Annotated in this window: 22 protein-coding genes; 15 read left to right on the top strand and 7 right to left on the bottom strand. The window is 53.5% G+C overall.

Translation table 11 applies throughout. The annotated features are described in order from the left end of the window. Positions 1-5 precede the first annotated feature (5 nt). On the top strand, positions 6-695 hold the full coding sequence (locus ACTUJZ_RS04940; RefSeq protein ID WP_463635138.1) for a FlgO family outer membrane protein: 690 nt from the start codon (positions 6-8) through the stop codon (positions 693-695). Here ACTUJZ_RS04940 and mnmC read toward each other — a convergent pair. Further along, positions 692-2,707 (bottom strand): bifunctional tRNA (5-methylaminomethyl-2-thiouridine)(34)-methyltransferase MnmC2/FAD-dependent 5-carboxymethylaminomethyl-2-thiouridine(34) oxidoreductase MnmC1, encoded by a 2,016-nt coding sequence (gene mnmC / locus ACTUJZ_RS04935; protein WP_463635137.1) that lies wholly within the window; start codon positions 2,705-2,707, stop codon positions 692-694. The two genes, ACTUJZ_RS04940 and mnmC, sit on opposite strands and share 4 nt — an antisense overlap. A 167-nt stretch (positions 2,708-2,874) precedes the next feature. Between mnmC and fabB the strand changes: the two genes are divergently transcribed. The 12 genes from fabB (at position 2,875) to ACTUJZ_RS04875 (ending at position 18,380) form a co-directional block, all read left to right on the top strand. Continuing rightward, positions 2,875-4,089, top strand: coding sequence for a beta-ketoacyl-ACP synthase I (gene fabB / locus ACTUJZ_RS04930; protein WP_463635136.1), 1,215 nt, complete (start codon positions 2,875-2,877; stop codon positions 4,087-4,089). Between the two features lie 105 nt (positions 4,090-4,194). Further along, positions 4,195-5,343, top strand: coding sequence for a 4-phosphoerythronate dehydrogenase (locus tag ACTUJZ_RS04925; RefSeq protein WP_463635135.1), 1,149 nt, complete (start codon positions 4,195-4,197; stop codon positions 5,341-5,343). Between the two features lie 64 nt (positions 5,344-5,407). Further along, positions 5,408-6,424 (top strand): aspartate-semialdehyde dehydrogenase, encoded by a 1,017-nt coding sequence (locus tag ACTUJZ_RS04920; protein WP_463635134.1) that lies wholly within the window; start codon positions 5,408-5,410, stop codon positions 6,422-6,424. Positions 6,425-6,684: 260 nt separating this feature from the next. Next, positions 6,685-10,458 (top strand): FimV/HubP family polar landmark protein, encoded by a 3,774-nt coding sequence (locus ACTUJZ_RS04915; protein ID WP_463635133.1) that lies wholly within the window; start codon positions 6,685-6,687, stop codon positions 10,456-10,458. A gap of 99 nt (positions 10,459-10,557) precedes the next feature. Next, positions 10,558-11,406, top strand: coding sequence for a tRNA pseudouridine(38-40) synthase TruA (truA, locus tag ACTUJZ_RS04910; protein ID WP_463635132.1), 849 nt, complete (start codon positions 10,558-10,560; stop codon positions 11,404-11,406). Between the two features lie 124 nt (positions 11,407-11,530). Beyond that, positions 11,531-12,382: an acetyl-CoA carboxylase, carboxyltransferase subunit beta gene (accD, locus tag ACTUJZ_RS04905; protein WP_463635131.1), complete on the top strand. Its 852-nt coding sequence runs from the start codon at positions 11,531-11,533 to the stop codon at positions 12,380-12,382. A gap of 3 nt (positions 12,383-12,385) precedes the next feature. After that, complete coding sequence (gene folC / locus ACTUJZ_RS04900) at positions 12,386-13,657, top strand: bifunctional tetrahydrofolate synthase/dihydrofolate synthase (protein WP_463635130.1); 1,272 nt, start codon at positions 12,386-12,388, stop codon at positions 13,655-13,657. 12 nt (positions 13,658-13,669) lie between these two features. Next, positions 13,670-14,260 carry an SPOR domain-containing protein gene (locus ACTUJZ_RS04895; protein ID WP_463635129.1) on the top strand — a complete coding sequence of 197 codons (591 nt, stop codon included), beginning with the start codon at positions 13,670-13,672 and terminating at the stop codon, positions 14,258-14,260. Positions 14,261-14,414: 154 nt separating this feature from the next. Beyond that, the gene (locus tag ACTUJZ_RS04890; RefSeq protein ID WP_463635248.1) at positions 14,415-14,906 is read left to right on the top strand and encodes a CvpA family protein; all 492 of its coding nucleotides are present in this window, start codon (positions 14,415-14,417) and stop codon (positions 14,904-14,906) included. Between the two features lie 9 nt (positions 14,907-14,915). Then, entirely contained in the window at positions 14,916-16,433 is a 1,518-nt protein-coding gene (purF, locus tag ACTUJZ_RS04885; RefSeq protein WP_463635128.1) for an amidophosphoribosyltransferase, read from the top strand. 114 nt (positions 16,434-16,547) lie between these two features. Beyond that, positions 16,548-17,333, top strand: coding sequence for a tRNA isopentenyl-2-thiomethyl-A-37 hydroxylase MiaE (gene miaE, locus ACTUJZ_RS04880; RefSeq protein WP_463635127.1), 786 nt, complete (start codon positions 16,548-16,550; stop codon positions 17,331-17,333). A gap of 393 nt (positions 17,334-17,726) precedes the next feature. Beyond that, positions 17,727-18,380 carry a hypothetical protein gene (locus ACTUJZ_RS04875; protein ID WP_463635126.1) on the top strand — a complete coding sequence of 218 codons (654 nt, stop codon included), beginning with the start codon at positions 17,727-17,729 and terminating at the stop codon, positions 18,378-18,380. On the opposite strand, the gene ACTUJZ_RS04870 is transcribed toward ACTUJZ_RS04875, so the two are convergent. Beyond that, on the bottom strand, positions 18,381-18,998 hold the full coding sequence (locus ACTUJZ_RS04870; protein ID WP_463635125.1) for an OB-fold-containig protein: 618 nt from the start codon (positions 18,996-18,998) through the stop codon (positions 18,381-18,383). A gap of 392 nt (positions 18,999-19,390) precedes the next feature. Here ACTUJZ_RS04870 and ACTUJZ_RS04865 point away from each other — a divergent pair, with 392 nt between their 5' ends. Further along, positions 19,391-20,194: a TlpA family protein disulfide reductase gene (locus tag ACTUJZ_RS04865; protein WP_463635124.1), complete on the top strand. Its 804-nt coding sequence runs from the start codon at positions 19,391-19,393 to the stop codon at positions 20,192-20,194. A gap of 18 nt (positions 20,195-20,212) precedes the next feature. Here ACTUJZ_RS04865 and lpxH read toward each other — a convergent pair whose 3' ends face one another. Continuing rightward, a complete protein-coding gene (lpxH, locus tag ACTUJZ_RS04860) occupies positions 20,213-20,941 on the bottom strand; it encodes a UDP-2,3-diacylglucosamine diphosphatase (protein WP_463635123.1) in 729 nt (242 codons plus the stop codon). Between the two features lie 71 nt (positions 20,942-21,012). Further along, positions 21,013-21,507 carry a peptidylprolyl isomerase gene (locus ACTUJZ_RS04855; protein ID WP_463635122.1) on the bottom strand — a complete coding sequence of 165 codons (495 nt, stop codon included), beginning with the start codon at positions 21,505-21,507 and terminating at the stop codon, positions 21,013-21,015. Between the two features lie 163 nt (positions 21,508-21,670). On the opposite strand from ACTUJZ_RS04855, the gene cysS reads away from it, so the two are divergent. Continuing rightward, entirely contained in the window at positions 21,671-23,059 is a 1,389-nt protein-coding gene (gene cysS, locus ACTUJZ_RS04850; RefSeq protein WP_463635121.1) for a cysteine--tRNA ligase, read from the top strand. A 32-nt stretch (positions 23,060-23,091) separates the two neighbouring features. Here the strand turns inward: cysS and ACTUJZ_RS04845 are convergent, their stop codons facing one another. The 3 genes from ACTUJZ_RS04845 to gloB all read right to left on the bottom strand — a co-directional run bounded on the left by ACTUJZ_RS04845 (position 23,092) and on the right by gloB (position 26,726). Next, positions 23,092-24,156: an ion transporter gene (locus ACTUJZ_RS04845; RefSeq protein WP_463635120.1), complete on the bottom strand. Its 1,065-nt coding sequence runs from the start codon at positions 24,154-24,156 to the stop codon at positions 23,092-23,094. Positions 24,157-24,164: 8 nt separating this feature from the next. Continuing rightward, the gene (locus tag ACTUJZ_RS04840; RefSeq protein ID WP_463635119.1) at positions 24,165-25,844 is read right to left on the bottom strand and encodes a LysM peptidoglycan-binding domain-containing protein; all 1,680 of its coding nucleotides are present in this window, start codon (positions 25,842-25,844) and stop codon (positions 24,165-24,167) included. 84 nt (positions 25,845-25,928) lie between these two features. Next, positions 25,929-26,726, bottom strand: coding sequence for a hydroxyacylglutathione hydrolase (gene gloB / locus ACTUJZ_RS04835; RefSeq protein WP_463635118.1), 798 nt, complete (start codon positions 26,724-26,726; stop codon positions 25,929-25,931). Between the last annotated feature and the right edge of the window lie 35 nt (positions 26,727-26,761).

Here is a 26,761-nt window from a genome sequence, read left to right as displayed (position 1 = left end):
TACTCATGACAGGGCTTATGGCCGGTTTGACCCTGCTAAGCGGCTGTTCGGCCATTGATGATCAGTACCATGCCATGCGCAGTGCCACCTGGGATACGTCACAGGCTGACCCGGTGATTGTGCCGCACGCCGACACCGGGCTCACTTACCGACCCGATTCACGCGACCTGAGCCGTCAGCCAGCCGGGCGTGAGCAACTGCGCTATCAGGACCCGCTGTACAGCGGCTTTTATAATGATCTGACTCACAAGTCGCTGAATGATTATGCCGGCCAACTGGCCATGCAGTTGCTGGAAAACAACACCAGTATCGCGCCCGGCGAACGGGTGGGCATCGCCAGTTTTGTACGCCTGACCGAAAGCCTGCACGAAACCACAGTGCTGGGCAATCAGCTTTCCGAATACATGTTAGGCCAGTTGCAGCAGTATGGCTTGGCGGTGGTCGACTTTAAACTGTCCAAAGAGCTCTACATTACCCGCCAGGGCGATCTGGTCATGCACCGCGGTTTTCGCCAGCTGGCCCTGCAGCATAAGATGGACCATATTCTGACCGGCACCATGGTGGAAACCCCGCGCGGAGTGAGGGTCAATGCTCGCATTGTCAATGTTCGCCATGGTCAGCTGGTGGCGAGCGGCACGTTGGATGTGCCAGCCTTTATGGTCACCAGTCTGAATCCGGTGGTGTCTACCGACTAATTCTGCCGGATACACTCACGCACAATAAACCGCTGCGGGCTGACGGCTTCAAGTAAGTTGGCGGCCAACGGCAACGGTTCGCCACATATCTGACTGGCCAGAATCTCGGCCATCAACGGCGCTGTGGTCAGGCCGCGCGAACCCAGCCCGGTTAACATCATGATCCGCTGCGGCGGTGGTGACGGCATCGCGGTTAATGGCTTGCCCTGGCCCAGTGCCTGCCAGGCCGGTTGTTGCTCAGCTGTTTGCGGCAGCGCCCCGCAGGCCACCTGATGATCCGGTAACCCCAAACGCACCGCCGCCCGTGCGGTACCCGAAGCCTGCAATGTTGCTGCCCAGTCGGTGTCAGCCAGCGCCTGCTGGTGGGTCGCCAGATTCTGCGCACTGTCGGTTTCACGCACATCCACCGCCATGTCATTTTTGCTGTAGGTTGAACCCATAGCGTGCGCGCCGCGATAGGCCGGGCTGAGATAGCCTTTGTGGCAAATCACACATTGTAACTGGCCCAAAGTAGGATGCGTGTCGGGGATAACTTCAACCTGGCCGCGCACCGGGCGCAGCGGCAAAGCACTGGCCAGCTGGGTATTGATACTCTGCGCGCCGGTGGCAAAAATCGCCCGCTCAGCCTGGAAGGTGTTGGTCTGAGTAGTAATCACCACCCCGTTGTCATCTTCCTCTACACAGCGCACGGTTTGGTTAAACCAACATTCCAGCCGGCCGCTTTGTTTGGCCAGTTCCAGTATTGCCTCGGTCAGCTCTTTCGGGCTTAACCAACCACCTTCCTCAAAACACAAGGCTGCAAAAGGCAGCGGCACACCGGCTTTGGCACTGGCCTGATCAGCACTAATGTGACTGACCAGATCCGCCGGCCAGTCACCGCCCTCTATTAACTTGATATGGCGCGCGGCCATGGCATCGGTAAAATCCAGCTGTACCACGCCACACCACTGATGGCCAAACTGGGCTCCGCGGGCGAGCAGCTGCGCATAATGGCGCCGGGCGTACAAAAAACTGTGCGCCTGGATCAGGCTGGCTGGTGATTGGCGTGCGTGCAATTGTGGGTAAAAACCCCCAATTGCATTGCCCGATGCACCGTCTGCTGCGTTATCCGCCTGGCTGACCAGGGTGACATTGATGCCGCGTTGCACCAGCGCCAGCGCTGTATGGGCGCCGGCCAGCCCGGCCCCCACTACGGCTACAGTGGCACCAGGTGCCAGAGGTGGGGTGGAAAAGCGGTAATACGGCCAGGGCTGGGCAGACCGTTGGGCATCAGCGGCTTTATCGCCTTCATATTGGCCGGTGAGCATATCGCGCTTGCGGCCAAAGCCTTTTTGTTTAGCCATGGCGAACCCTTGTTCCTGCAGCCCGCGGCGAACCAGACCGGCTGCGGTAAAGGTGGCCAGGGTCGTGCCGGGTCTGGATAAACGGGCCATCTGTGAAAACAGCGCCTCGGTCCACATATCAGGGTTTTTGCTTGGCGCAAAGCCATCCAAGAACCAGGCATCGACCAGGCCCTCTGCCGGTGCATGCCACTGGGGTAATAAGTCGTGCACATCGCCCAGCCATAAATCAATGCTGCTGGAAAATTCGCCCAGCTGAAGCCGGTGGCAGCCGCTTAAGGCTGGTGGATACTGAGCCAGCAACGCGCTTGCCGCGTTCTGTAATGATGGGAACGCACTTAACGCCTGTTGTAAATCGGTTCGGGTCAACGGGAACTTTTCGGTGCTAAGCAGGTACAACTGTTTTAGCGGATGCTCAGGGTTGGCCTGGCGAAATTCTGCAAATGCCTGCATGGCGACCAGGCAGTTCAGACCGGTGCCAAAGCCCGTTTCGGCGATTACAAAATGAGCCTTACGATGTTCTAGCCAGCGTGCCGGCAGGCCATTACCTGCCATAAACACATAGCGGGTTTCATCAATGCCGCTGTCGTTGGAAAAATAAACATCATCGAAGGCATCGGCTACCGGCGTGCCTTGTTCATTAAAATGCACAGTTGCGTGTTGAGTGCTCACAGGGGTCCCGAAGTTGCGTGATTTAACTGTACGATCATAGCGTGCATGCTAAGGTGAGGATAGTCTTCACTTGGTCGGTGCTGAAAAGATCACCAAATAATAAAAGAGCAGACCACTTTGGTTAACAAAATCGTTACCATAGGCGCCATCAAACGAAAGGGTTAATTATGAAAAGAGCAGTGATTACCGGCTTGGGAATTGTTTCAAGTATCGGTACCAATAAAAACGATGTGCTGGCGGCGTTAAAAGCGGGCAAGTCGGGCATTACATTTTCAGACCAGTTTGCCGAGATGGGCCTGCGTAGTCAGGTCTGGGGCAATATTGATATTGACTTAAAAGATCATATTGACCGCAAAGCCATGCGCTTTATGGGCGATGCGGCAGCCTATGCGTACGTGGCAATGCAGCAGGCTATGGCCGATGCCGGCCTGGACGCTGCAGATATCTCCAACGAACGCACCGGTATCATCGCTGGCTCCGGGGGGGCTTCTTCGGAAAACCAGGTGCTATCTGCCGATATCCTTCGCGAAAAAGGTGTGAAACGAGTAGGCCCGTACATGGTCCCGCGCTGCATGGCCTCGACGGTATCCGCGTGTCTGGCGACGCCATTTAAAATTAAGGGCGTGAACTACTCAATTGCTTCGGCCTGTGCCACCAGTGCTCACTGTATTGGTAACGCGCTGGAGCTTATCCAGTTAGGTAAGCAAGACATGGTATTTGCCGGGGGCGGTGAAGAGCTGCACTGGTCATTGTCGAGCCAGTTTGACGCCATGGGCGCACTGTCGACCAAATACAATGACAACCCGTCGATTGCCTCGCGCACCTATGATGCCAACCGGGATGGCTTTGTCAGCTCTGGCGGCGGCGGTATGGTTGTTGTGGAAGAGTTGGAGCACGCACTGGCCCGCGGTGCCACCATTTACGGTGAAGTGGTCGGCTATGGTGCCACGTCTGATGGCTTTGACATGGTGGCGCCATCAGGTGAAGGCGCCATCCGTTGTATGAAGATGGCCATGCAAAATGTAGCCGGGCCCATTGACTATGTGAATACCCACGGAACCTCAACCCCGGTGGGCGATGTCAAAGAGCTGGCTGCCATTCGCGAAATTTTTGCCAATCAACAAGTTGCTATCAGTGCTACTAAGTCCATGACCGGCCATGCGCTGGGTGCAGCTGGAGTTAATGAAGCCATCTACAGCCTGCTGATGATGCAAAATGACTTTATTGCGCCATCGATCAATATCGACCAGCTGGACGAGCAAGCCGAAGGCCTGGATATTGTGACCAAAGCCCGTGAGGCCAAGCTCAACACTGTAATGTCCAACAGTTTTGGTTTTGGTGGCACCAATGCCACCTTAGTATTGCAGCGCTACAACGGCTAAGCACTTACTCAGAAAACTAATGAGAAAACAGCGCTTTCGGGCGCTGTTTTTTTTATCTGCTATCTTCTATCATCGGGTCATCACAGCACAACTTTGCAGGTGCCGATGCGCATTTTATACGAAGACTCCATTCCTCACGGCTACGATTATTTTTCCACACTGGGCGACGCCAGTGCCTATTCTGCTGCCAGCCTGACCCCAGAAGCCTTGCGCGATTGCCAATACCTGGCAGTGCGCTCCACCACGCAGGTGAATGGCCAGCTACTGGCTCAAGCAGATCAGCTACAGCATGTGGCCACAGCCACTGCCGGTACTAATCATCTGGATACTGCCTGGCTGGAGGACAACCAGATAGGTTGGAGCAGTGCTGCGGGGTGTAATGCCCAAGCTGTGGCTGAGTATGTGGTGAGCATCTTATTAACCGCCCACCAGCAACAGCGCCTGGATATCCGCACCATCAGGGTAGGCATAGTGGGGGCCGGGCATGTGGGTACCGCCCTGGCGCATCTGCTACAAGCCTTAGATATTGCGTATGTGCTTAACGATCCGCCACGCCAGGCCGCCGGCGACTCTCGTCATTTTGTCGATCTGAACACCGCGCTGCGCTGCGATGTTATCAGCCTGCATATCCCCTATATCACCGACGGGCCTCATCCCACTGCGCAGCTTCTTGATGCCAGCCGGCTCCAGGGCTTGAACAACAAGCAGCTTTTAATCAATGCTTGCCGCGGCGAAGTGATTGATGAAGCCGCGTTAAAGACTTGTCTGCAGACTGGCGATGCGCCCACTGTGGCGCTGGATGTATTTTTGAACGAGCCAGAGATTGATACCGAGCTGTTGGATCTGGTGTGGCTGGCCACCGGGCACATTGCCGGCCATTCCATTGAGGGCAAGTTACGTGGCACGCAAATGGTCTACGAGCAGTTGTGTGAGCTTAGCGGCCAGCCGCAAACCCTGGCACTGGAGGATTTTCTGGCCAGCCCGCGGCCCATCGACCTGACCCCGCGCAGTCCGTCGATGGACTGGTTATCGGTGGAGGAGATCTGCAATTTATTGTTGTCCATCTATGCAGTGACCGACGACGATGCTACCTTTCGCCAGGCAATGGCTAACGGTCGGCAATTTAAGGCATTTCGCAAAAGCTACCGGGTTCGGCGCGAATTTAATGCCTACACCCTGCATATCAACGGGGTGGTCTCCGAAGGCATTTTGCGCCAGCTGACCGGCTTAGGATTTGTGATTGAAACCTATTAAGTCTGCCATCATCTGGTATCCTATACGCTATACTTTTCACGATTTAACAGGAGCACCCTGAAATATGTCCCAAGCCTTTGATGTTGCTGTACTGGGCGCCACCGGCCTGGTTGGCCAGATGATCATCGATTTACTCGAAGAGCGCAAATTTCCCATTAACCGCCTGTATCCACTGGCCAGTGAACGGTCAGCCGGCGGCAGTGTACAGTTTAAGGGCGAAGAGCTGGAAGTGCTCAATGCAGACGGTTTTGATTTTGGTCAGACCCAGCTGGCGTTTTTTTCCGCGGGTGGGGCGGTGTCCGCCATTTATGCACCGCTGGCCGCCGAAGCCGGCTGTACGGTTATCGATAATACTTCGCAATTTCGTTACGAGCCGGACATTCCACTGGTGGTGCCTGAGATCAACAGCCACGCACTGGCCGATTTTCGTAACCGCAATATTATAGCCAACCCGAATTGCTCCACCATCCAGATGCTGATGGCGTTAAAGCCAATTCATGACGCAGTGGGCATTGAGCGCATCAATGTCTCCACCTATCAGTCAGTGTCCGGCGCCGGCTCGGCTGCCATGGAGGAACTGGCTCGCCAGACTGCCGCTTTGCTAAACGCCAAAGAGATTACCAGCGAAGCATTCAGCCGCCAGATTGCATTCAATGCGATCCCGCAAATCGATGAGTTTATGGATAATGATTACACCAAAGAAGAAATGAAAATGGTGTGGGAAACTCATAAAATCATGGGCGATCCGTCTATCATGGTGAATGCCACCGCTGTGCGGGTGCCGGTTTTTTATGGCCACGGTGAAGCTCTGCATCTGGAAACCCGCATTCCATTAGGCGCCGAGCAGGCCAAAGAGTTGCTGGCCGACACCCCGGGTGTCAAAGTGTATGAATCTGCGGAGCAATTTCCTACGCAGGTGTCCTCTGCCAGTGGTAATGATCTGGTGCACGTGGGCCGGATCCGCGATGATATTTCGCATCCCAATGGCCTGAACATGTGGGTGGTGTCAGACAATGTGCGTAAAGGCGCTGCTACCAACAGTATTCAGATTGCTGAAGTGCTGATTCGCGAGTATATGTAAGCGTATCGATTGCGGGTAAACTTTTACCCCAAACCGCCGATAAGACATTAATGCTCGGCGATAGCCGGTAAAAAATGCTGGCAGATCAACTTACTGGCTAGAACCACCGGCATCGGTGGTTTATAGTTAAGAACAGTGGCCGCCAGCGGACTGCCGCAACACAATAATAAGAACTTGAATGGGGTGGCCGCTATCGCCGGCGGTGCTCCCTTTTTACAGCATGTCTCAATCAGCGACACTTGAGGGCATATAGGAACGCTATGAAACTGCATTTGACAGGTTGGGTTGTACTGCTTGTGCTCAGCATCTTTGACGTCGCTGAGGCAAGCGCGCAGCAACGTGAAACCCAGTTGCGCGGACCCAAAGACGCCACCAGCCAATTCTCAGGCGCAACCTACGGCCCCATTGATGAGCAGGATACGCTGTGGCGTATAGCCTCGCGCTACCGGCAGAACGAAGACTTGTCGGTGTATCAGGTGATGCAGGCCATCTACGAGCTCAACCCCAATGCTTTTGAACAGCAAAATTTTAATCTGTTGGTGGACGGTGCCACCCTGCGTCTGCCATCAGAGCGCTATATCGCGCGCATCGACTCCGAACAGGCGCGTCAGCGCGCCGACCAGGATGACAAGCAATATGCTAAATTGCTTAATCAGCCTGCCGCGCAAACCAATAATCTGAAACCGGCTGTCCCGCTGGTCAACCAACAGGATCTTTCGGCCACCCGCTCGGCCATCGAACAACAAATCAACCGGCTGGATGCCCAGCAGGTAGAAAAGTTTGAAGCGTTGCGCGACCAGTTTGCCGCCTCGGTGGACAATGTGCAGGCACTGTTGGATGAAAACCGCAAATTGTATGAACGGGTGGAGCAGGTTAACAGCGACCTGATGAACCTGCGCAATCAGGTGGAAGGGGATGTCCAGTCGCAAATGGACGAACAGCTGGCGCTGCAAAAAGAATTGCTGACCCTGGTCCGCCAGGAACAGGCCGAGCGCACAGCCCGCGACAATGCCGGTATCGTGCAAACCCTGACCAGCCCCATGGCAATGGTGATTGGCTCGGGCATTATCACCTTGTTGTTAGCCGGTGGCCTGGCCGCCTGGCTTCTCAAACGTCGCCCGGCTGAGGCCAGTGAAATGCCGGTGACAGCCACACCGCAACCAGTGGCACCGGCACCGGATGCCGAAATTGATGATTTATCCACCAGTTTGACCAGCGAATTGGCCCAGGACGATGAAGTCGAGTTATCCGATGATGAGCTGTTTAACGATGAAGAACTGCTCGATGATGTCCTATCCACCGAATTGGAAGATGCGCTGGATGATGAGCTGCAAAGCTTTTCTGATATCGATGATGACATGTTGGTACCGGACGATTCTGACTCAGACTCGCCGTTTGAAGATGGCGACAGCGAGCTGGATCAAAACGAGCTGGATAATCTGTTTGATGAAGAGTCGCTCAATGATACCCAGATGCTGGATGAGTCGCCGCTTGATGAGCTGGACGATGACGATGCCAGTGAAGCCAGTCTGGTAGAAGATACCACGCTAGAAGAAGAGCCGGTGGTGGAAGACGACTTTGATATCGAAGAGCCTGCACCACCTGTGGCAGCAGCCGATACGCCGGTGTCTGAAGAAGACTTTACCGCGCGGGTGGATGACCAGGCGATTGATAATCGCTCAGATGATACCGACGCCGAAGACAGTCAGGCCGCCCCCGTGGTGCCCCTGCCAGGGGCGGTGGCCGATGACGATGCTAAGCCGGAAATCAGCATCGACGATTTGCTCGAAGAAGATGAAAAAGACACAGTTGCGGATACCAACATCATCGATACAGCCGATATCGACGATAACATGATTGAGCAGCTGGATAAGGAAATTCACGAGCAGAATCAGGAATTAGACCGCCTGGCCGACGATATCCTCAATGAAATCGATCAGTTGGAGCAAATGGGCGGGTTGGCCGCATTTGATGACGATGATGAAGATGAAGACGCCGAACTGGAGGCAGCGTCAGGCCCTTCACCACAGGCCATCCAAAACCTGGATGATGTAGCCGGTGATTTAGATGATCTCAATCTGGAAGAGATAGAAACCGACCACGCGCCGGTGTTTGACGATGACATCATCGAGACACTACAAAATGAAGCCCAGGATGATGACAGCGCAGCCACTGACTTCAGCGACCCGCTGGGCGATGAAGTGCTGGCAGAATTGTCGGCCGAGCAGGACGAAGACGAAGAGCAGCTCAACAATTTGTCCGACGAGTTACTGGCTGAACTGGAACAGGATATCTCGGAGCAAGACAGCCTTGAGCCGGAAGACAGCCCTGAGCCTATAGACAGCCCTGAGCCTATAGACAGCCTTGAGCCTGAGCAGAAAGATCCCGAGCCAGAAGCATCTGCGCAAGACACCGACGATGAAGAGGTTACCGATCCGCTGACCGATGAGCTGCTGGCCGAGCTAGAGCAGGATGTGGCAAAAACGTCTGATACAGATGACGTAGCCGAAGCGCAGTCTGTCGAGGCAGAAGCGCAGAACCACCAGGACAATGTAGACGATTTACTGGCAGAAGCTGGCGATGACACCCCTTCAGAGTCAGTCGATGAAGTGCAAAGCGCGGAGACTCTCAGCACTGATGATGAAGCCGGTGATGAGCTTGATGATGCATTGGCTGATGCTGACAGTGAAATTGAGCCAACTATCCAAGAAGCACAAGGCGAAACGGACGCATCGGATGAAGACGCTGCTGAGGGCGTATCTGAGGCGTCAGAGGATGATGTTGCGGCTGAAGATACCGCCGATGAGCTAGAAGACGCACTGGCTGCTGCTGACAGCGAGGATACGCTTGCCGAGGAAGCGCAAAACGAAGCCAGCAACGATACTACCGACACTGACGACACAGATAACTTAAGTGAAGAGGCAAGCGCACTAGCATCGGGCGATGAAAATGAGGCAGCGGTCAGTAGCGATTCAAACCTTGCTGATACCGAAGACGAGTGGGACGATGAGCCTTCGTTTGAGTTAGAGCCGGAAGAAACCGCCGCTGCTGAGACCGACGCAGAAGATAACTGGCCAGACGAACCCGAGCTGGAGATCAGCGAAGAAGCAGAAGTCAATGATGAGGATGCTGCGACAGATACGCTGGCGCCCGAGGGGTTAAGCGAGCCACATCAGATTGCCGAGGAAGATGCACTGGATGCCGCTCTGGCCGAATTTGACCAGCAGTTTGATGACATTCCGTCGTTTTCACCCACCACACCGGCGCAGGCAGAGTCAGAAAAAACAGCCGATGATTTTGACGACAGTGTACTGGATGTAGACTTTGACAGTGAGCTGGCTTCCAATTTTGATGCCGAAGAAGCCGGGACCGAAGATGTGGCCGGCGACTATGCTAATGGCCAGTCATCACCGGCTTTTTCTGCCGGTGCGCAATCTGCACAAGAACTGGACGATGTGCCCGGCCTGGATGATTGGCTGGCCGGCCATGAAAAACCTGATACCGATGTGTATGAGGAGCTCGGTGATGCTGATTTTGATGCATTGCTGGATGAGATGCAGCAAGAAGAGGATAACAGCGCTGCTGCCTCTCAACAGGCTGCGCAAAAACAGCCCGAGCAGCCAGCGCAACCTACAAAGCCAGACCTGACACTGGATAATCCGGATCTGGATTTAGCTGCGTTGCTTAATGATCCTGATGCGCCTGCCGGTACGGATAACCAAGCGGTGGATGAAACCGACTACCTGGATGTTGAAACCCTGTTGGATGAATCCTTGCAGGATGATCGACAGTTTGAAGAAACGCCGCTGGATTTGGATGTCAGCTTGTCAGATTTTAGCGGCGTCAGTGATGATGCCGATGTCATCGACATCGACAAAGATGCCGGCCAAAGTGCCAATCTGGATCTGGCCCGCGTCTATATGGAAATGGATGATTTGGCCGCGGCGAGGGATTTGTTGGCTGAAGTAGCAGATAACGGCAGCGACGAGCAAAAAAATGAAGCACGCGAATTGCTGGCTACCCTGACCGAATAATTTATGCGCAGGGCAGCTGCTGATCCCCAGCAGCATATTGCAAGCCGCCAGCGCGGCGTCTACACTTAGCCGATTTTCAACTCACAGGGTAGCAGTAGCATGGGGCGGTATGCCTTAGGAATTGAATACGATGGAAGTGCGCATTACGGCTGGCAGCGCCAGCAAAATGTGCCCAGTGTGCAGGAACATCTGGAAACTGCATTAAGCAAGATTGCCGATACCACCATTACCGTACAATGTGCCGGACGCACCGACGCTGGGGTACATGCCACCGGGCAGGTGGTGCATTTTAGCAGTGCACATACCCGGCCTTTAAAAGCCTGGACCATGGGCGCCAATGCGAATCTGCCTGACAGTATTGGTGTGAGCTGGGCCTGTGAGGTGAGCGACGATTTTCATGCTCGTTTTTCAGCCACTCATCGCCGCTATCGCTACATCATCTACAATGCACCGCTGCGCCCGGCTATCCTGACCCGCGGGCTGACTCACGTGTATAAACCACTGGATGCCGTTAAGATGCACCAGGCAGCTCAGGCCATTATTGGGGAGCAAGATTTTAGCGCATTTCGCGCTGCCCATTGCCAGTCCCGCTCGCCGTATCGCAATGTGGCCCACGTCAATGTGCACCGCCAGGGCCGCTATATCGTGATCGATATTCGCGCCAATGCGTTTGTACACCATATGGTAAGAAACATCGCCGGATCTCTGATTGAGATTGGTGCAGGCGAGCAGCCACTGGACTGGATGAGCACCTTGCTGGCCAGTAAAGACCGGACCCTGGCAGCGGCCACTGCCAAAGCTCACGGTTTGTATCTGGTGGATGTTACCTATCCAGAACACTTTGGGTTGCCGCGTCACCCGGTGGGCCCGTTGTTTTTACCCGATGCAGTGATTGAGCAGGATGTAGACTCTCAGGTTGCTGCAGATTGGTATGAGCCAACTTCTTAGACCAGTTTTATTTTTCGGATTTTTCTGTATTGTGATGTAATAGCGGAATAACCAAGAATAGTCTGGTCGCCAGCCTGGGGTTTCAGGCCTGGACGACACACCATCGATAAGGATGCTTCACCACATGAGCTGGATTCAAAAAATTCTGCCGCGCACGCAAACGTCTCACAAAGGTAAAGGCAATGTGCCTGAAGGGGTGTGGACTAAATGCTCCTCGTGTCAGGCAGTATTGTATAAGAGCGAGCTGGAAAAGCTGCTGGAAGTCTGCCCGAAGTGCGACAACCATATGCGCATAACCGCCCGCCGTCGTTTGGAAAGCTTTTTAGATAAAGGCGACCAAAAAGAAATCGGTGCGGAGTTCGAGCCGCAGGATATTCTAAAATTCAAAGATTCCAAACGCTACAAAGACCGCATATCTGCCGCGCAAAAAAGCACCAATGAAAAAGATGCGCTGATCGCCATGCAGGGAAAATTAAAGGGCATGCCGGTGGTGGCTGTAAGCTTTGAATTTGCCTTTATGGGCGGCTCTATGGCCTCGGTCGTCGGCGCCCGCTTTGTAGCGGCGGTGAATAAGTGCCTGGAACACAATATGCCACTGGTCTGTTTTTCTGCCAGTGGTGGGGCGCGGATGCAGGAAGCATTGATGTCGCTGATGCAAATGGCTAAAACTTCAGCGGCCCTGGCTAAAATGCGTGAAAAAGGCCTGCCGTATATTTCTGTGCTGACCGACCCGACCATGGGCGGTGTATCTGCCAGTTTGGCCATGCTGGGCGATATCAATGTGGCTGAACCCAAAGCATTGATTGGGTTTGCTGGTCCGCGCGTCATCGAGCAAACGGTGCGCGAGACGTTGCCAGAAGGCTTCCAGCGCAGTGAATTTTTGCTGGAAAAAGGCGCCATCGACATGATTGTTGACCGCCGGGATATGCGTGATAAATTACATGGCTTGCTAAGTAAACTGCACCGACCCAATTAATTCATGCCCACATCTGATACAACAACCAGTCGGCCGGCCAGCCTGGCCGACTGGTTAACTTACCTCGAATCTGTTCATCCCAGTGCTATAGAGCTGGGCCTCAATCGCATCAAAGCTGTCGCGGCCACCCTCAATCTGCAATTTGCCGACAAAACCGTGTTTACCGTTGCCGGAACCAATGGCAAGGGCACCACATGTCGCTTTTTGGAAATGGCCTGCCTGGCGCAGGGCAAAAGCACCGGGGTCTACAGTTCTCCGCACTTGCTGGATTACCGTGAACGGGTACGCCTGAATGACACACTGCCTGATGAGCAAGCTTTTTGTGACGCATTTACCACCATTGATGCGGCGCGCGGCGATATCAGCCTGACCTACTTTGAATTTAGCACCCTGGCAGCTTTGCTATTAATGCAGCAGGCCGATGTTGATGTGCTGATCCTGGAAGTGGGGCTGGGGGGGCGGCTGGATGCCACCAACATTATTGATGCCGATATCGCGGTGATCACCACCATCGACCTGGATCATCAGGACTGGCTGGGCGATACCCGTGATGCCATCGGCCGTGAAAAAGCCGGTATCATGCGTAAGCGAGGCAAGGCAGTGATTGGGGAACTTGACCCACCCGCTGGCTTATTGGAGGTGGTGACGCAACTGCAGGTGACTGCGCGCCTGGCTGGCCAGCAGTTTTCAATGCAGGGTACTGCACCCTGGCAATGGCAGGGCGTCACGCAGACCTTTTCAGATTTACCGGTGCCTGCCATCCCGCAGCAAAATATTGCCACCGCGCTGGCGGCGCTGGAAATGGCCGAGCTGTTGCCGGATGCCTCTACAGTGGCACGGTTGGTAGCAGAAACCCAGTTGCCTGGCCGTTTGCAGCAGATCTACAGCCAGCCGCGCACTGTGGTGGATGTGGGTCACAATCCGCAGGCCATGCGGGCGCTGCGCCAATGGCTTAGCCAGCAAGAATACCGTCAGTTACATCTGGTGGCCGGCATGCTGCGTGATAAATCCATCGCCGATACTCTGGCCCAGCTTAACGGGCTGGATGCACATTGGTCTCTGGCCGCTACAGACGGGCCGCGGGGCGCCACAGCCGAACAATTATACGCGCAGTTGGATAACGCTGAACAAAAACAGGCAACCTGTTACACTAGCGTGCAGGACGCGTTTGAGCAGGCGATTGACCACGCCCACGCCGATGATCTGATTGTGGTATTTGGATCGTTTGTGACGGTGGGGGCTGCGCTTAACGCAGTTACACCAACCCAGAAGTAGCAGGAGCATCAGGTGAGTTCGGCGTTACAAAATCGATTGGTAGGCACAGTAATTGTGGTCGCGTTAGCTGTCATTTTTTTACCCGACTTTCTGGACGGGAAAAAAGAAAGCAAAAAAACTGCGTTTGCCAGCATCCCCGCGCCTCCGGCACAAAAGCCTATTGTCGAACCTGATCAGTTCCCGTCCGAGCGGGTGGCGAAAGCTGCTCAGCGACCCATTGAAATTGTGGATGAAAAGCCGCTGGACGATGCGCCGGCTGGGGGCGAGCAAAATGACATCGAAGCCGCCAACAGTGTGGCCACGCCCAAAGATGATTTGGCCAGCCGCACCGTAGTTGAACAGCGTACCGACACCGAGCAGGCCGGCTGGGTAGTTCAATTGGGCAGCTTCCGGCATCAGCAAAATGTGGCACAACTACTCAGCAAACTGCAAAAAGCCGGCTATCGCACCTTTAGCCGCACCATCACCACCAGCTCAGGCAAGCTGACCAAGGTCTTTGTCGGGCCGGAGTTGGAGCGGGCCAAAATGCAGGCTGCGGTGCCGCATCTAAAAGAACTGACCGGCTTGAAAGGGCAGGTCACCGCCTTTAAAGTCGAGCAATAATTTGCAGATGCCGGCTGTACAGTCAGCTTGCCGGCTGGTTATTTGTTCACCTTTTCCAATTGGTAATCCTGCAGGCATTTGATAGAATGCGCGCCATCTTAGGCAGCGCGCTTGCTGTGCACGCTGTATTTTCGCAATAGGCTGATTTAACGTGTTGAACTGGGTAGATTATACGATTTTAGGTATCATTGCGGTATCTACCTTGATAAGCCTGGTTCGGGGCTTTGTAAAAGAAGCTATCTCGCTGATAGTCTGGTTTGGCGCCTTGTTTATTGCCAGCCAGTTTTTTGCCGACCTGGCGGTTCACTTCACCCGAATTGACGATCCTGTATTACGTAATGGCGCAGCCATTGCTGTCTTATTTATTATCACCCTGGTGCTAGGTGGCTTGGCTAACCATATGATTGGTCATGCGGTACAGGCATCCGGGTTATCCGGAGCTGACCGCCTGTTAGGGGTAGTGTTTGGCGCCTTGCGGGGCGTGCTCATTGTCAGTGCACTGTTATTTTTCTTAGATACATTCACCGCTGCAGCAACCGCGCTGTGGTGGCAGCAATCAATGCTGATCCCGGAATTTGGGATTATAATCGAATGGTTTTTTGCCTTTGTGAAAGGCAGCTCCAGTTTTTTAACGTCCGCTAAATAGGTAAAACAGATGTGTGGTATTGTCGGAATCGTGGGTAAAACGCCGGTCGCCCAATCGTTGTATGATGGCCTGACCGTATTACAACACCGGGGGCAGGATGCTGCAGGCATCATTACCATTGACCACAACAGATTTAATCTGCGTAAGGCCAACGGGCTGGTCCGGGATGTATTTCATACCCGTCATATGAAACGGCTGGCGGGCCACATGGGCATTGGTCATGTGCGTTATCCTACGGCCGGTACCTCCAGCTCTGCCGAGGCTCAGCCATTTTATGTTAACTCACCGTTTGGTATTGCGTTTGCGCACAATGGTAACCTGACCAACTCCCACGAGCTCCAGGAAGAAGTGTTTCGAATCGCACGCCGGCATATCAATACCTCGTCTGACTCGGAACTGCTGCTCAATATTTTTGCTCATGAGTTGCAACAGTGCACCGAACTGACGGTGAGCGCCGAAGATATCTTCCGAGTTGTGACCAATGTGCACAAAAAAATCCGCGGTGCCTATGCGGTGGCTGCTGCCATTATCGGCCAGGGCGTGGTGGCATTTCGTGACCCTAACGGTATCCGCCCACTGGCCCTGGGTAAGCGTATCACCGAGATGGGCGAAGAATACATGGTGGCGTCGGAAAGTGTGGCGCTGGACGCGGTTGGTTTTACCTTTATCCGCGATGTAGCACCGGGTGAAGCGGTGTTTATCACCGAGCATGGCGAACTGCACACTCAACAATGCGCCGAAAAGCCGTCTACCTCACCCTGTATCTTTGAATTTGTGTATTTTGCCCGTCCGGACAGCTTTATCGATGGCATCTCCGTCTATGCCTCGCGGGTAAATATGGGCCGTAAGCTGGGCGAAAAAATCGCGCGGGAATGGGCAGATCTGGACATTGACGTGGTCATTCCTATTCCGGAAACTTCCATGGATGTTGCTTTACAAATTGCCAACACTCTCGAGCTGCCGTATCGCCAGGGGTTTGTGAAGAACCGTTACATCGGCCGTACCTTTATCATGCCGGGCCAGACCATGCGTAAGCAATCGGTACGGCGAAAGCTCAATGCTATCTCTTCGGAGTTCAAAGGCAAAAATGTGCTGTTGGTAGATGACTCCATCGTGCGTGGCACAACGTCCGGACAGATCATCGAGATGGCCCGTGAATCGGGTGCGAAAAAAGTGTATTTTGCCTCAGCCGCACCAGAAATCCGCTTTCCCAATGTGTACGGTATCGACATGCCATCGGCTAATGAACTGATTGCCTATGGCCGCGAAATTGAGCAGATTGCTGACCTGATCCAGGCTGATGGGCTGATTTTCCAGGATATTAAAGATCTGGTTGAAGCAGTGCGCGAAGAAAATACCGATATTCAGCGCTTTGAAACCTCGGTATTTGACGGCAACTACATCACGGCAGATATCGACCAGGGGTATCTTGAGCGTATTGACCTGGCGCGCGGCGAATCCAACCAGGCGCCGGTGCTACAGGCCGAGTTGTCGAACCTGGAAATGCACAACATGGATAACGACTAAGCCACCGGCGTTATCCTGAAGGCCGCGCATGTCGTGGCCTTTTTTATGTGCCCGGCCACCATGGCGCAGGGTACGGTGGCCAGATTGATTTTTGTACAGTGAGTTTGTTTGCGCATGTTTGATGCTAGTTTGTTACACCCCATCAATGCCTTTTTGCATTGCCAAACACCCGATGCCTGGGTAGCCGAAGCGCGCCGGCCAGAAAATCTGTCGGTGGTACTTACCGACCATCTGGTGTGCGAGCTCAAAGCTGCCCAAAGTGCCATGTATCTTATTCGCAAGTATGCGGTGGACAAAGCCAGCGGCGATGCGCTGTTGGCCTGGCTCAAGCCGTTTGAGGATTTTACTTATCGGCAGCAAGGCAACTGGCAAGATCTGGCCGGCCTGAACCGCTTGTCCAAATCCATGTTTCCCAGGTCAGAGGCACCGTACAGCCAGGAGCTGATTGATAAGATGGTGTTGCTGATCAAAGAAGAACTGCACCACTTTTTTCAGGTACTGGAAATGATGGACCACTACCAGATTGAGTATCAGAATATCAGCTCCAGCCGCTATGCCCGCGGCCTGCTTCGCCATGTGCGCACCCATGAGCCCGCGACCCTGGTGGACAAGCTGATTTGCGGTGCCTACATCGAAGCCCGCTCGTGCGAGCGGTTTGCCCGCCTGGCGCCCTATGTAGACAGCCGGCTGGGAGAATTTTATGTCTCGCTACTACGCTCAGAAGCCCGCCATTTTCAGGATTATCTGACCCTGGCCGAGCAGCTGGCCGGCCACGATATCAGTGAACGGGTGGCTTTTTTTGGCGAACAGGAAGCCGAACTGATTGTCAGCCCGGACGATGATTTTAAATTCCACAGCGGCATGCCCGCGACCAGCCAGACCAACACCGCCTGCGCCTGATCCTCCCTCAATAATTAACTCGGCGTCTTGTTCACCACAAGACACCCACCTCCCTTCCATGGACAGGCATACCCTGGACACCCACGTCTTATCTGTGGACAGGCACATCGTGGACACCCACATCTTATTCATGGACAGACACATTCTGGACACCCACCTCCCATCCATGGACAGGCACATTCTGGACACCCATATCTTATCTATAGACAGTCACAATCATGGCTGTCCAGAAAGCAAATGATGTGTGTGTCCAGTGAGTCGTGGTACTTAACCGTGCGCGAATCAGGCAGAAAACTGAACCAGATGGACCAATTTTAACTACTTAAGATCACAACAGGTGCCCTGGCTAAACTATGCCGGGCGGGTATGAATCCAGGTAGGAAGTACAGATTTATGCATCATCGGGCGCATGCGCCGTATCAGACAGCGCCGGTCAGGTTTGCGCTACTCGAAGGATTACTGGTGTTTGCCACAGCCGGGTTGTACTTACCTGTGTGGTTCTTTTTGGCTGCCCGGGATATGCGCCGCATTACCGACAATGAAGATATCAGCCCGGCGCTGTGGACGCTGGTGCCGCTGGTTTTTGTGGTACAGCCTATCGCCTTTAAAACCTTTTTCACCTATCTAAGGCGCAGTGAGAAACGCCTTAATATCCGCCCCTGGCCTGCCTTATTTGATTACATCTGGATGATTGTGTTTTTCTCGTGTGGGCTGTTTTTTGCTACCGCCAGTGTGATGGAAATTCCTACAGTGGTCGAGGTGCTGGTTTCGGTAAGCTCTGTTATGATTTTTATGATGTTGCACAGCCGCTTTAACCGATTACGCAAACGTTGCGACACCGCGCCAGTGGCAGAACGTAAATGGGGGTACAATTCACTGGAATGGATAGTGGTACTGGTATTTACCCCGCTGATCGTAACCTTGTTTTTGTACACCTATATCAATTCAGACCTGCACAAAAACCTGCGCTCGAAACAATGGCTGGAGCTGCAGCGTGCACATCAGGAGCAAGAACCTGCCCCGGAACCACCCTCCGAACAGGAGTGATCAGCGTGAAGAATATTTACGCACCACCCATACCGGCGGAGCCGGTGCCACCAACACCACTTTCTCACCCTGCACAATAATATCCCGCTTTGTGGCAGGCTCCACTAGCACATAGCGCGTCTGGCCGTGCATGTCTTCAAAACAGGCTTCGGCCGGATGCCCTATGCGTGCCACCCCCACGGTGATACGTGCATCACAGCCTCGATAACGGGCCGATAGATTGGGATTGGCCGGCTCGGCGGCTAATAAATTAACCAGGTAATCGGTACACAGGCTGGTCATAATCACTGCGCTACTGGCAGCCAGAGGGAGAATAAAGAAAGTGTTATCCAGTTGCGGAGCCAACCAGATGAGCAGGCGACTAAGCGCTATCCCCACCAGGGCAAACCAGGTCAGAAATTCAGCCAGCCACAAACAGCGGGGCAGTTTATTGATGCCCAGCATGCGCAGCCAGGGCAGCTGCACCGCCAGAGGTCGCAGCATAGCCTGGTTATCTTTAAATAATCCCAGTAGCGTATAGCCGCACAGGCCCACCGCCAGCTCTACCACAAACATCAGCATCACCAGCACGATGGCCAGCGCAAACCAGGTATTTATATTGAAGATCAGCTCTGTCATCCTGACAACTTATCCATTGTAAAGATATGTATATAGCACAGGATGAATATTTAAACAGGACAGACAGAAATTTTCATTGCTGAACTGATTTTGAGTAAGTCCTACCGAACACCTGAAGTTTAATTTAAACGCAATGTGTTGTGCCGGCTGTACAATTCCGGTATGACTGGTAAACAAAACAATAGCGTCTGATATAAAAACTTCATGGCTGGCGCGTTCAAACAAGGATAGTGATGACACACATGTTGAAGCTTCTTCTTCTTACGCTAGCAGCCTGTCCGCTTGTCTTCGCAGCAGACTCAATATCGCCTGGCGAAACTGCACCAAACATTCAAGCCGAAAACTGGTTGCTATTCGAACACAAGCAGGCCAGGTTACCCTATTATTCCTCTATGACCATTTATCCGCCGGTGTCTCTGCATGCCCAAGACGGCGAGCTGTCCGGTATGCTGGCCTCAGACTTTTCCTTCTCGCACGGTTCTGACAAAGTTAAGTCAGACTATCTGGTGGTGGTCACCGATGCCGTGGGCAAAGCCCATTTTTTACAGCCGCAATTACAAAATATTGGCTTTGTGGGTGAGCAGGGGATCGGCATGGCTACGTTGAGCGCAGAGAATTTTGCTGATGGCGAGGTGGTGATACAACTGTATAAAGCCAATACCCCAGCCAATCGCGCGGTATTGCAAAAGTTGGAGCAGGCGGACGCAACGAAAGAGGCGGGCATTCGCGGGGCGCTTAGTCAGATATCGCTGCCTGCACCCGAGCTGGGACAGCCCTGGAAACTGGATCCGAGCCAAACCCAAGGGAGTAGCCTCATCAACAACAAAACCACGCAGGCAAAACAGGCCGCCTGGACCATTGTTCAGCTGTACGGACAGGGCTGCAGCTTTTCCCGCAGTGCCATTCCCCGGTTAAACCAGCTGCATCAGCAGGCCGCCATCAATGTGATGGGGCTGGCCGGGCCGCAAGATAAAGCCGCATTTGCCAGCCATCTTTCCAGTAGCCAGGTTGACTACCCGTTTATGGTATTTTCCGGCGAGTTTGCACAAGGTGCGCTCACCCGCAAACTTGGCCACAATCAGTTTCCCACTTATTTTGTACTGGATGAACACAAAAAGCTGGCCAAGGTTCTTGTTGGCACTCATGAATTGGAAGAATGGCTGCAGACAATATCAGCGCAACCAACCACGCGATAGCAAGAACCCGCGAGGCATCTAATCAAAAAATGCGCGCTGCTGCAGATCACACCCCTGAGCGCTGACGCTTAGCACAGAGCCTTGTTCGTACCAATCACCTAATACTACGCGCTGAGCGGGCTGGTTGTTAACCTGCAGGGTGTGGATGGCCGGACGATGAGTATGGCCGTGAATAAGCCGCTGAACCTGATGTTGCTCCATGACTTTAACCACCTCGGAAGGGGTCACATCCATGATCTCGGCGCGCAGTTGCTGCTGGTTTTTCTGACTGGTTTTACGGCCATTTTCTGCCACCCGGCGGCGAAACCATAAAGGCATGGCCAGCATCAGGCGCGGCCACCACCAGCTGCGTGATTTTTTACGAAATTTTTGATAGGCCACATCCCGGGTACACAGCTCGTCACCATGGGTAATCAAGGTGGGGGTACCGTACAAATCAATTACGGTCTGCTCAGGCAGGATAGTCATGCCGGCTTTATCCGCCCAGCCCTGGCGCAGGGCGAAATCGCGGTTGCCATGAATAAAATACACCGGGGTGTGCTGGCTGACTGCATGAAAGGCGGCGGCCACTGCCGAATTAAACGGGGTCACATTATCATCGCCAATCCACACTTCAAACAAATCGCCTAACACATACAGGGCGTCGGCCTGAGGCGCTTCTTGTTCTAAAAACTGGTACAGGCAGGCGCTGATATCAGGGCGGTCGGCGCTTAGATGAAGATCGGCAATAAAATAGGTAAAGGCCATAGGTCACTACTGCAAGCAGGATGAGCAAAAAGAAGGGCGTACCGGGGCAGGGCGCCCCGGTGCTAACAGGCTTATTCGCTCAGCTCTGCTTTTTCGATGATAACCGGCTCTACCGGTACATCCTGGTGAAAGCCGTGGCTGCCGGTTTTCACATTTTTGATTTGCTCAACCACGTCCATGCCTTCAACCACTTTTGCAAAGGCGCAATAGCCCCAGCCATTCATGGATTCGCTGGTGAAGTTTAAGAAATCGTTGTCTTTCACATTGATGAAAAACTGCGAGGTGGCTGAATGCGGATCGTTGGTCCGTGCCATGGCCACCGTGCCCGCCTCGTTGGCGATACCGGTGTTGGCTTCATTCTGGATCGGCGCATTGGTGCTTTTTTGATCCATATCCGCGGTGAAACCACCGCCCTGGATCATAAAGCCGTCAATTACACGGTGAAAGATGGTGTTGTCATAAAAGCCATCTTGCACATATTGTTTGAAATTTTCGACTGTCTTAGGGGCTTTGTCCGCGAACAGCTCTAGTTTGATCTCGCCATAATTGGTTTTCAACGTAACCATGGTTTTCGCCTTGTATGCATTGGTAATGTAGCCGTCAATGGTAGCTTAAAAGTGGCAAAAGATAAATTGAAACGCAGGCCAACCGGCACAAACACTGTGACTTGCGCGCTGTAGGTGCTAAACTTTGCGGCTCTTTTTTGTCAGATTCAGGAATACCATCGATATGCTACACCTATACAATACCCGAACCCGTGAAAAAGCGCGCTTTGAACCGCTCAACCAGGGAAAAGTGGGCTTGTATGTGTGCGGCATCACTGTGTATGACCTGTCGCACATGGGCCATGCCCGGACGTATCTAGCGTTTGATGTGCTGGTACGGTATCTGCGCCATTTGGGCTATGATGTGAATTATGTGCGCAATATCACCGATGTTGACGACAAGATCATCGCCCGGGCCCAGGAAAACAACGAATCCACCGATAGCCTGACTGCGCGCACCATCGCTATGATGCACGAAGATTTTGCTGCGATTAATCTGTTAGAGCCAGACATTGAGCCTAAAGTCACCGAGCACATGCCGGAAATTCTGGCCATTATCCAAACCCTGATCGAAAAAGGCTTTGCCTATCAGGCCGAGTCGGGCGATGTGTTGTTTGATGTCAGCCAGTTCCCGAATTACGGCAAGCTGAGTAAACAAAATCTGGAGCAACTAAATGCGGGTGCCCGGGTAGAAGTCGCCGCCGGTAAAGACGATCCGCTGGACTTTGTGCTATGGAAAAGCGCCAAACCGGGTGAGCCAGCCTGGGATTCACCCTGGGGGGAAGGCCGTCCTGGCTGGCACATTGAGTGCTCGGCCATGAACCATAAACATCTGGGCGCGCACTTTGATATTCATGGCGGCGGTTCGGATCTGATCTTCCCACATCACGAAAATGAAGTGGCGCAATCCTGCTGTGCTTACAGTACCCCGTATGTAAACACCTGGATGCATACCGGGATGGTACAGGTAGACAACGAAAAAATGTCCAAATCGCTGGGCAACTTTTTTACCCTACGCGATGTGTTGCAAGAGCATGACGCCGAAACTCTGCGCTTCTTTTTGATGTCGGCCCATTATCGCAGCCAGCTAAGCTACTCGCTGGATAATATTACCCAGGCCCGTGCTGCGCTGGAGCGCTTGTACACTGCATTGCGCGGGGTGGAGGCTGACACTGCTGTGGCACCAGACTTTGGTGGCTACCTGGCGCGGTTTGAATCTGCCATGAACGATGACTTGAATGTGCCCGAGGCGTATTCAGTGCTGTTCGACTTGGCCCGTGACCTGAACAAGCAAAAAGCAGATACCGCAGAAGCTGCCAAACTGGCAGGCGTACTACGCCAGTTAGGCGCGGTACTGGGTATTTTGCAACAGGATGCCGATAGCTTTTTGCAAGGTCAGAGCAGTGCTGGCCAGAGCGATGATGTGGCAAAAATCGAAGCGTTGATCAAACAGCGCAATGATGCCCGTGCCAGTAAAGACTGGGCCCAGGCTGATGAAGCCCGGGATGCGCTAACCGCTATGGGGATTGTGTTGGAAGATGGCCCGCAGGGCACCACCTGGCGTCGCCAGTAACCTTAACGTTATTAGCGTAAGATCAGCGGATATTAGCGGCCGATTGATTTACCCGGCGTGATTGCCGCTTTACCCACCCCCGGTTCGGGCACCGCGCCGGGGGCATTATCCAGGCGTGTTTTCCAGCGCTGCTGCGCCACATGCTGCTTGACCAGTTCAAAACATTCATCCACCACACCCAGCACTTCTTTATCCAGTTCATCGGCGGGCCCGTTGTAGCCTTTTACGCCCGACTGAATAAACTCATTTAAGCGGCTGTCACTGACATCGCTGAGCAGATTAATCAGCGAGGCAGTCACAATATCGGTAATGGTTTGTTCCAGCGTGGACTCGATGGTTTTGCCCACCACTGGCACATACTTTAAATTGGTCACCTGTTCATTGTGGCGCACTGCCTTAGCCACACTGGCTTTGACATGCTCGCGGATCACCGACCCAGGACTTTGATTGGCCAGGTTGTCGCCCATGTGCTGCATAATACCGGCCACCCAGCGGGTAAGCAGCGGTCGGCGCGGCGCCAGCACTTGATGCACAATTTTATCAAACAGCGGCGAGCCGTCGGCCACATCTTTTTGCATATCTGCCAGCACCTTCACCACAATACGGTCGGTCAGCTCTTCTAAAAAAACTTCATAGTAAAAGGCAAAAAAGCGGTACACCCGGGTGCGGTTTAAATCGATGATTTGGTATTTGTGCAGGCGATGCAGAATCGAAAAAATACGCAAAAAGCGAAACAGGCGGGTGGCTGCCAGTGGGATCAGGCCGACCAAATCATACCAGTGGATCACCGGAAAAAAATACCAGCGAAGATGCTCTTTATTATAAAGCGACACTGCCCAGCGAAAACAAAATTCACTGAAAAAAATGGCAATAAAGACCAGGTCTATCAGTAAAAAATTTTCGTGGATCGGTTTATAAGCAGTGTACAGCGAGGGCAGGTGAGTCTGTAGCAGGTTTTGTAATGCCTTGGTGGCGTAGAGCGCATCAAATACCAGCCAGGCCAGGTTTATGAGCAGCAGTACCAGCATCACAATATCCAGTATTAACCAGGGCGCTTGATGACTTTGCTTGAGCTTGTCCCGGTTAATACTGAACATGAAAGCGGTTATCCTATATTTTTAAGCCGTGTGACATCCACATATAATTTTAGCTGTTGGCCAGGCTGCAGATAACGCTGCTGCTGAATGTCATTCCATTTTTTTATGTCGTTGATGCGCACATTGTATTTGGCTGCAATGCGCGACAAAGAATCTCCCCGTTTTACCGTGTAGGTAAATGCCCGGATCACTGCATCCTGCTGCTGTTTTTTGCTGATTTGATTGACCCACACCACCAATTCTTTACCAGGGTGGAGCGGATCGCTAGGCGCCATGCCGTTCCATTTGGCCAGCGATTTGGTGCTTACGTTGTACTTACGGCCGATATCCCAGAAGGTATCACCGCGAGCCACAGTGTGGGTCAGCTTGTGCCTGGCCCGTTCCACATTTTGCAACGAGGCCAGGCGCTGGTCCTGTGACAAGATATAGGCATCCAGCTCTTTAAGCGCCACCGGCACCATGATGGCATCACCGATGCGGATCATGTTGCCAGACAGATTGTTGACCTGTTTTATCACCGCCGCCGTGGTGTGGTATTCATTGGCCAGTTTTAGCAGGCTGTCGCCGCGCTGAACAGTGTGGCGCACCCAGTTCAGGCGCTCTTCCCGGTCAATGCGGGCTAACTGCTGGCTAAACGCCTCGGCTTTATCAATGGGCAACACCAGGTGATGCGGGCCGTCCGGATCCGACGCCCAGCGGTTAAAGCCAGGGTTCAACGCCTGTAATTCTTCTAGCGGCATGTCAGCCAGCTCGGCCGCAAAAGCCAGATCCAGCTGCGCGCCAATATCGACCACTTCGATTACCGGCACATTATCAATACCGGGCCAGGCAAAGTTGTATTGGTCACGATGTTTAAGAATGTCAGCCAGTGCCAGCAGTTTAGGCACATACGCGCGGGTTTCGCGGGGCAGGTCCAGCGACCAGAAATCGGTGGATTTGCCGGCCTTTTTGTTGCGCTTAATGGCGCGGGCCACCCGGCCTTCACCGCTGTTGTAGGCAGCCAGTGCATGCAGCCAGTTGCCGTCAAACATATTATTCAGATAGGTCAGGTAATCCAGCGCCCCCTGGGTGGAGGCCACCACATCACGACGGCCGTCATACCACCAGGACTGGCGAATGCCAAAGCGCTTGGCGGTGCCGGGAATAAACTGCCACATGCCGGCGGCGCGGCCATGGGAATAGGCAAAGGGGTCAAACGCGCTTTCCACGATGGGCAGTAGCGCCAGCTCCAGCGGCATATCGTGGGCTTCAAGCTGCTCGGTGATATAGAACAAAAACGGCTCAGCCCGTTTGCTCACCCGGGCCATATACTCAGGATGCTTCAAATACCAGTTGCGCTGCACATTGACCCGCCGAATATCGGGCACCTCAAAGGCTAACTGGCCAGCAATGCGCTGCCACACATCCTCTATCGGTGCAGTGGCCTCAGTTTTAGTTTTGGTGGCCTTTGCCTTACCGGCTTTGACTGTCTCGGCATCCACCGGATCGCCTTTGGCCTGGCGCGGATGAATCACATCAATCACGCCTTCTTTGGCGACCTGACAATCTTGTTCGCCATCAATAGGGGTATCGCCCACCACACATTTATCGTGGGCGTGTTGTGCCTGCGATCCAGACGTTGAAGACTGACAGCCCGTCAAAATAGCTGTCATCAGAATGGCCGAAACGGCAAACCATGGTTGTTGCATAAACCCAGACCTATGTTTTAAAAAAGATAAACCGCGTTCGGTCATGTTATTGGGTTATTGTAATTCGGATATCCACTAAATGCATTAAAAGTTATCTTTCCATTGCCTGATAGCGGCAAAAACACTGACCTCATCAGTTAGTGACTCATCACTTTTCTGGCGCGCAGCCGCGGCCACCGTGGGCTCATGGGCCCGTAAAAACGGGTTGATCTGATATTGCAGGCTTAGCCGGGTCGGTACTGTCGGGCGGTCTTTTTTACGTAGCTGAGCGACTTCCTGCTGATACTCGGCCAGAGTCTCGTTGTCAGGTTCCACCGCCCGGGCAAAGGCCAGATTGGCCTGGGTATATTCGTGGGCACAATACACGACCGTGTCTTCGGCCAGATGCTGGAATTTGCTCAGCGACTGCAGCATTTGCTGGGCGCTGCCCTCGAACAACCGACCACAACCGCCATTAAACAGGGTGTCACCACAAAACAGCGCGCCATGGCCATAAAACGCGATGTGGTCCAGCGTATGCCCGGGCACCGCCAGGACCGAAAAGGTACAGTTAAGCTGGGGCAGGGTGACAGTATCCTCTTCGCGCACCGCATGGGTGATGCCGCGAATATGGCCGCCTTCGGGGCCAGTGACCGGAATATCCGGGCGCATCGACACCAGTTTGGTGATGCCGCCGGTATGGTCATAATGATGGTGGGTGATCAGAATACCGCTAAGCTGCAGATTATTTTGATGCAAAAAAGCCTGAACGGGCTCGGCCTGGCCAGGGTCGATCACCACAGCATGAGTGCCATCGTGCAAACACCAGATATAATTATCCGAAAATGCGCGAATGGGCTCAACCCAGATACCTTCGGGAAGAGCATTGTGAGGGGTATGCATGACGTACCTGCTTGAGATATAAAATGATTGGGATA

Source organism: Alteromonas sp. WD8-37 (genome assembly GCF_055326825.1).
This window is presented reverse-complemented; position numbering and strand designations above follow the sequence as displayed.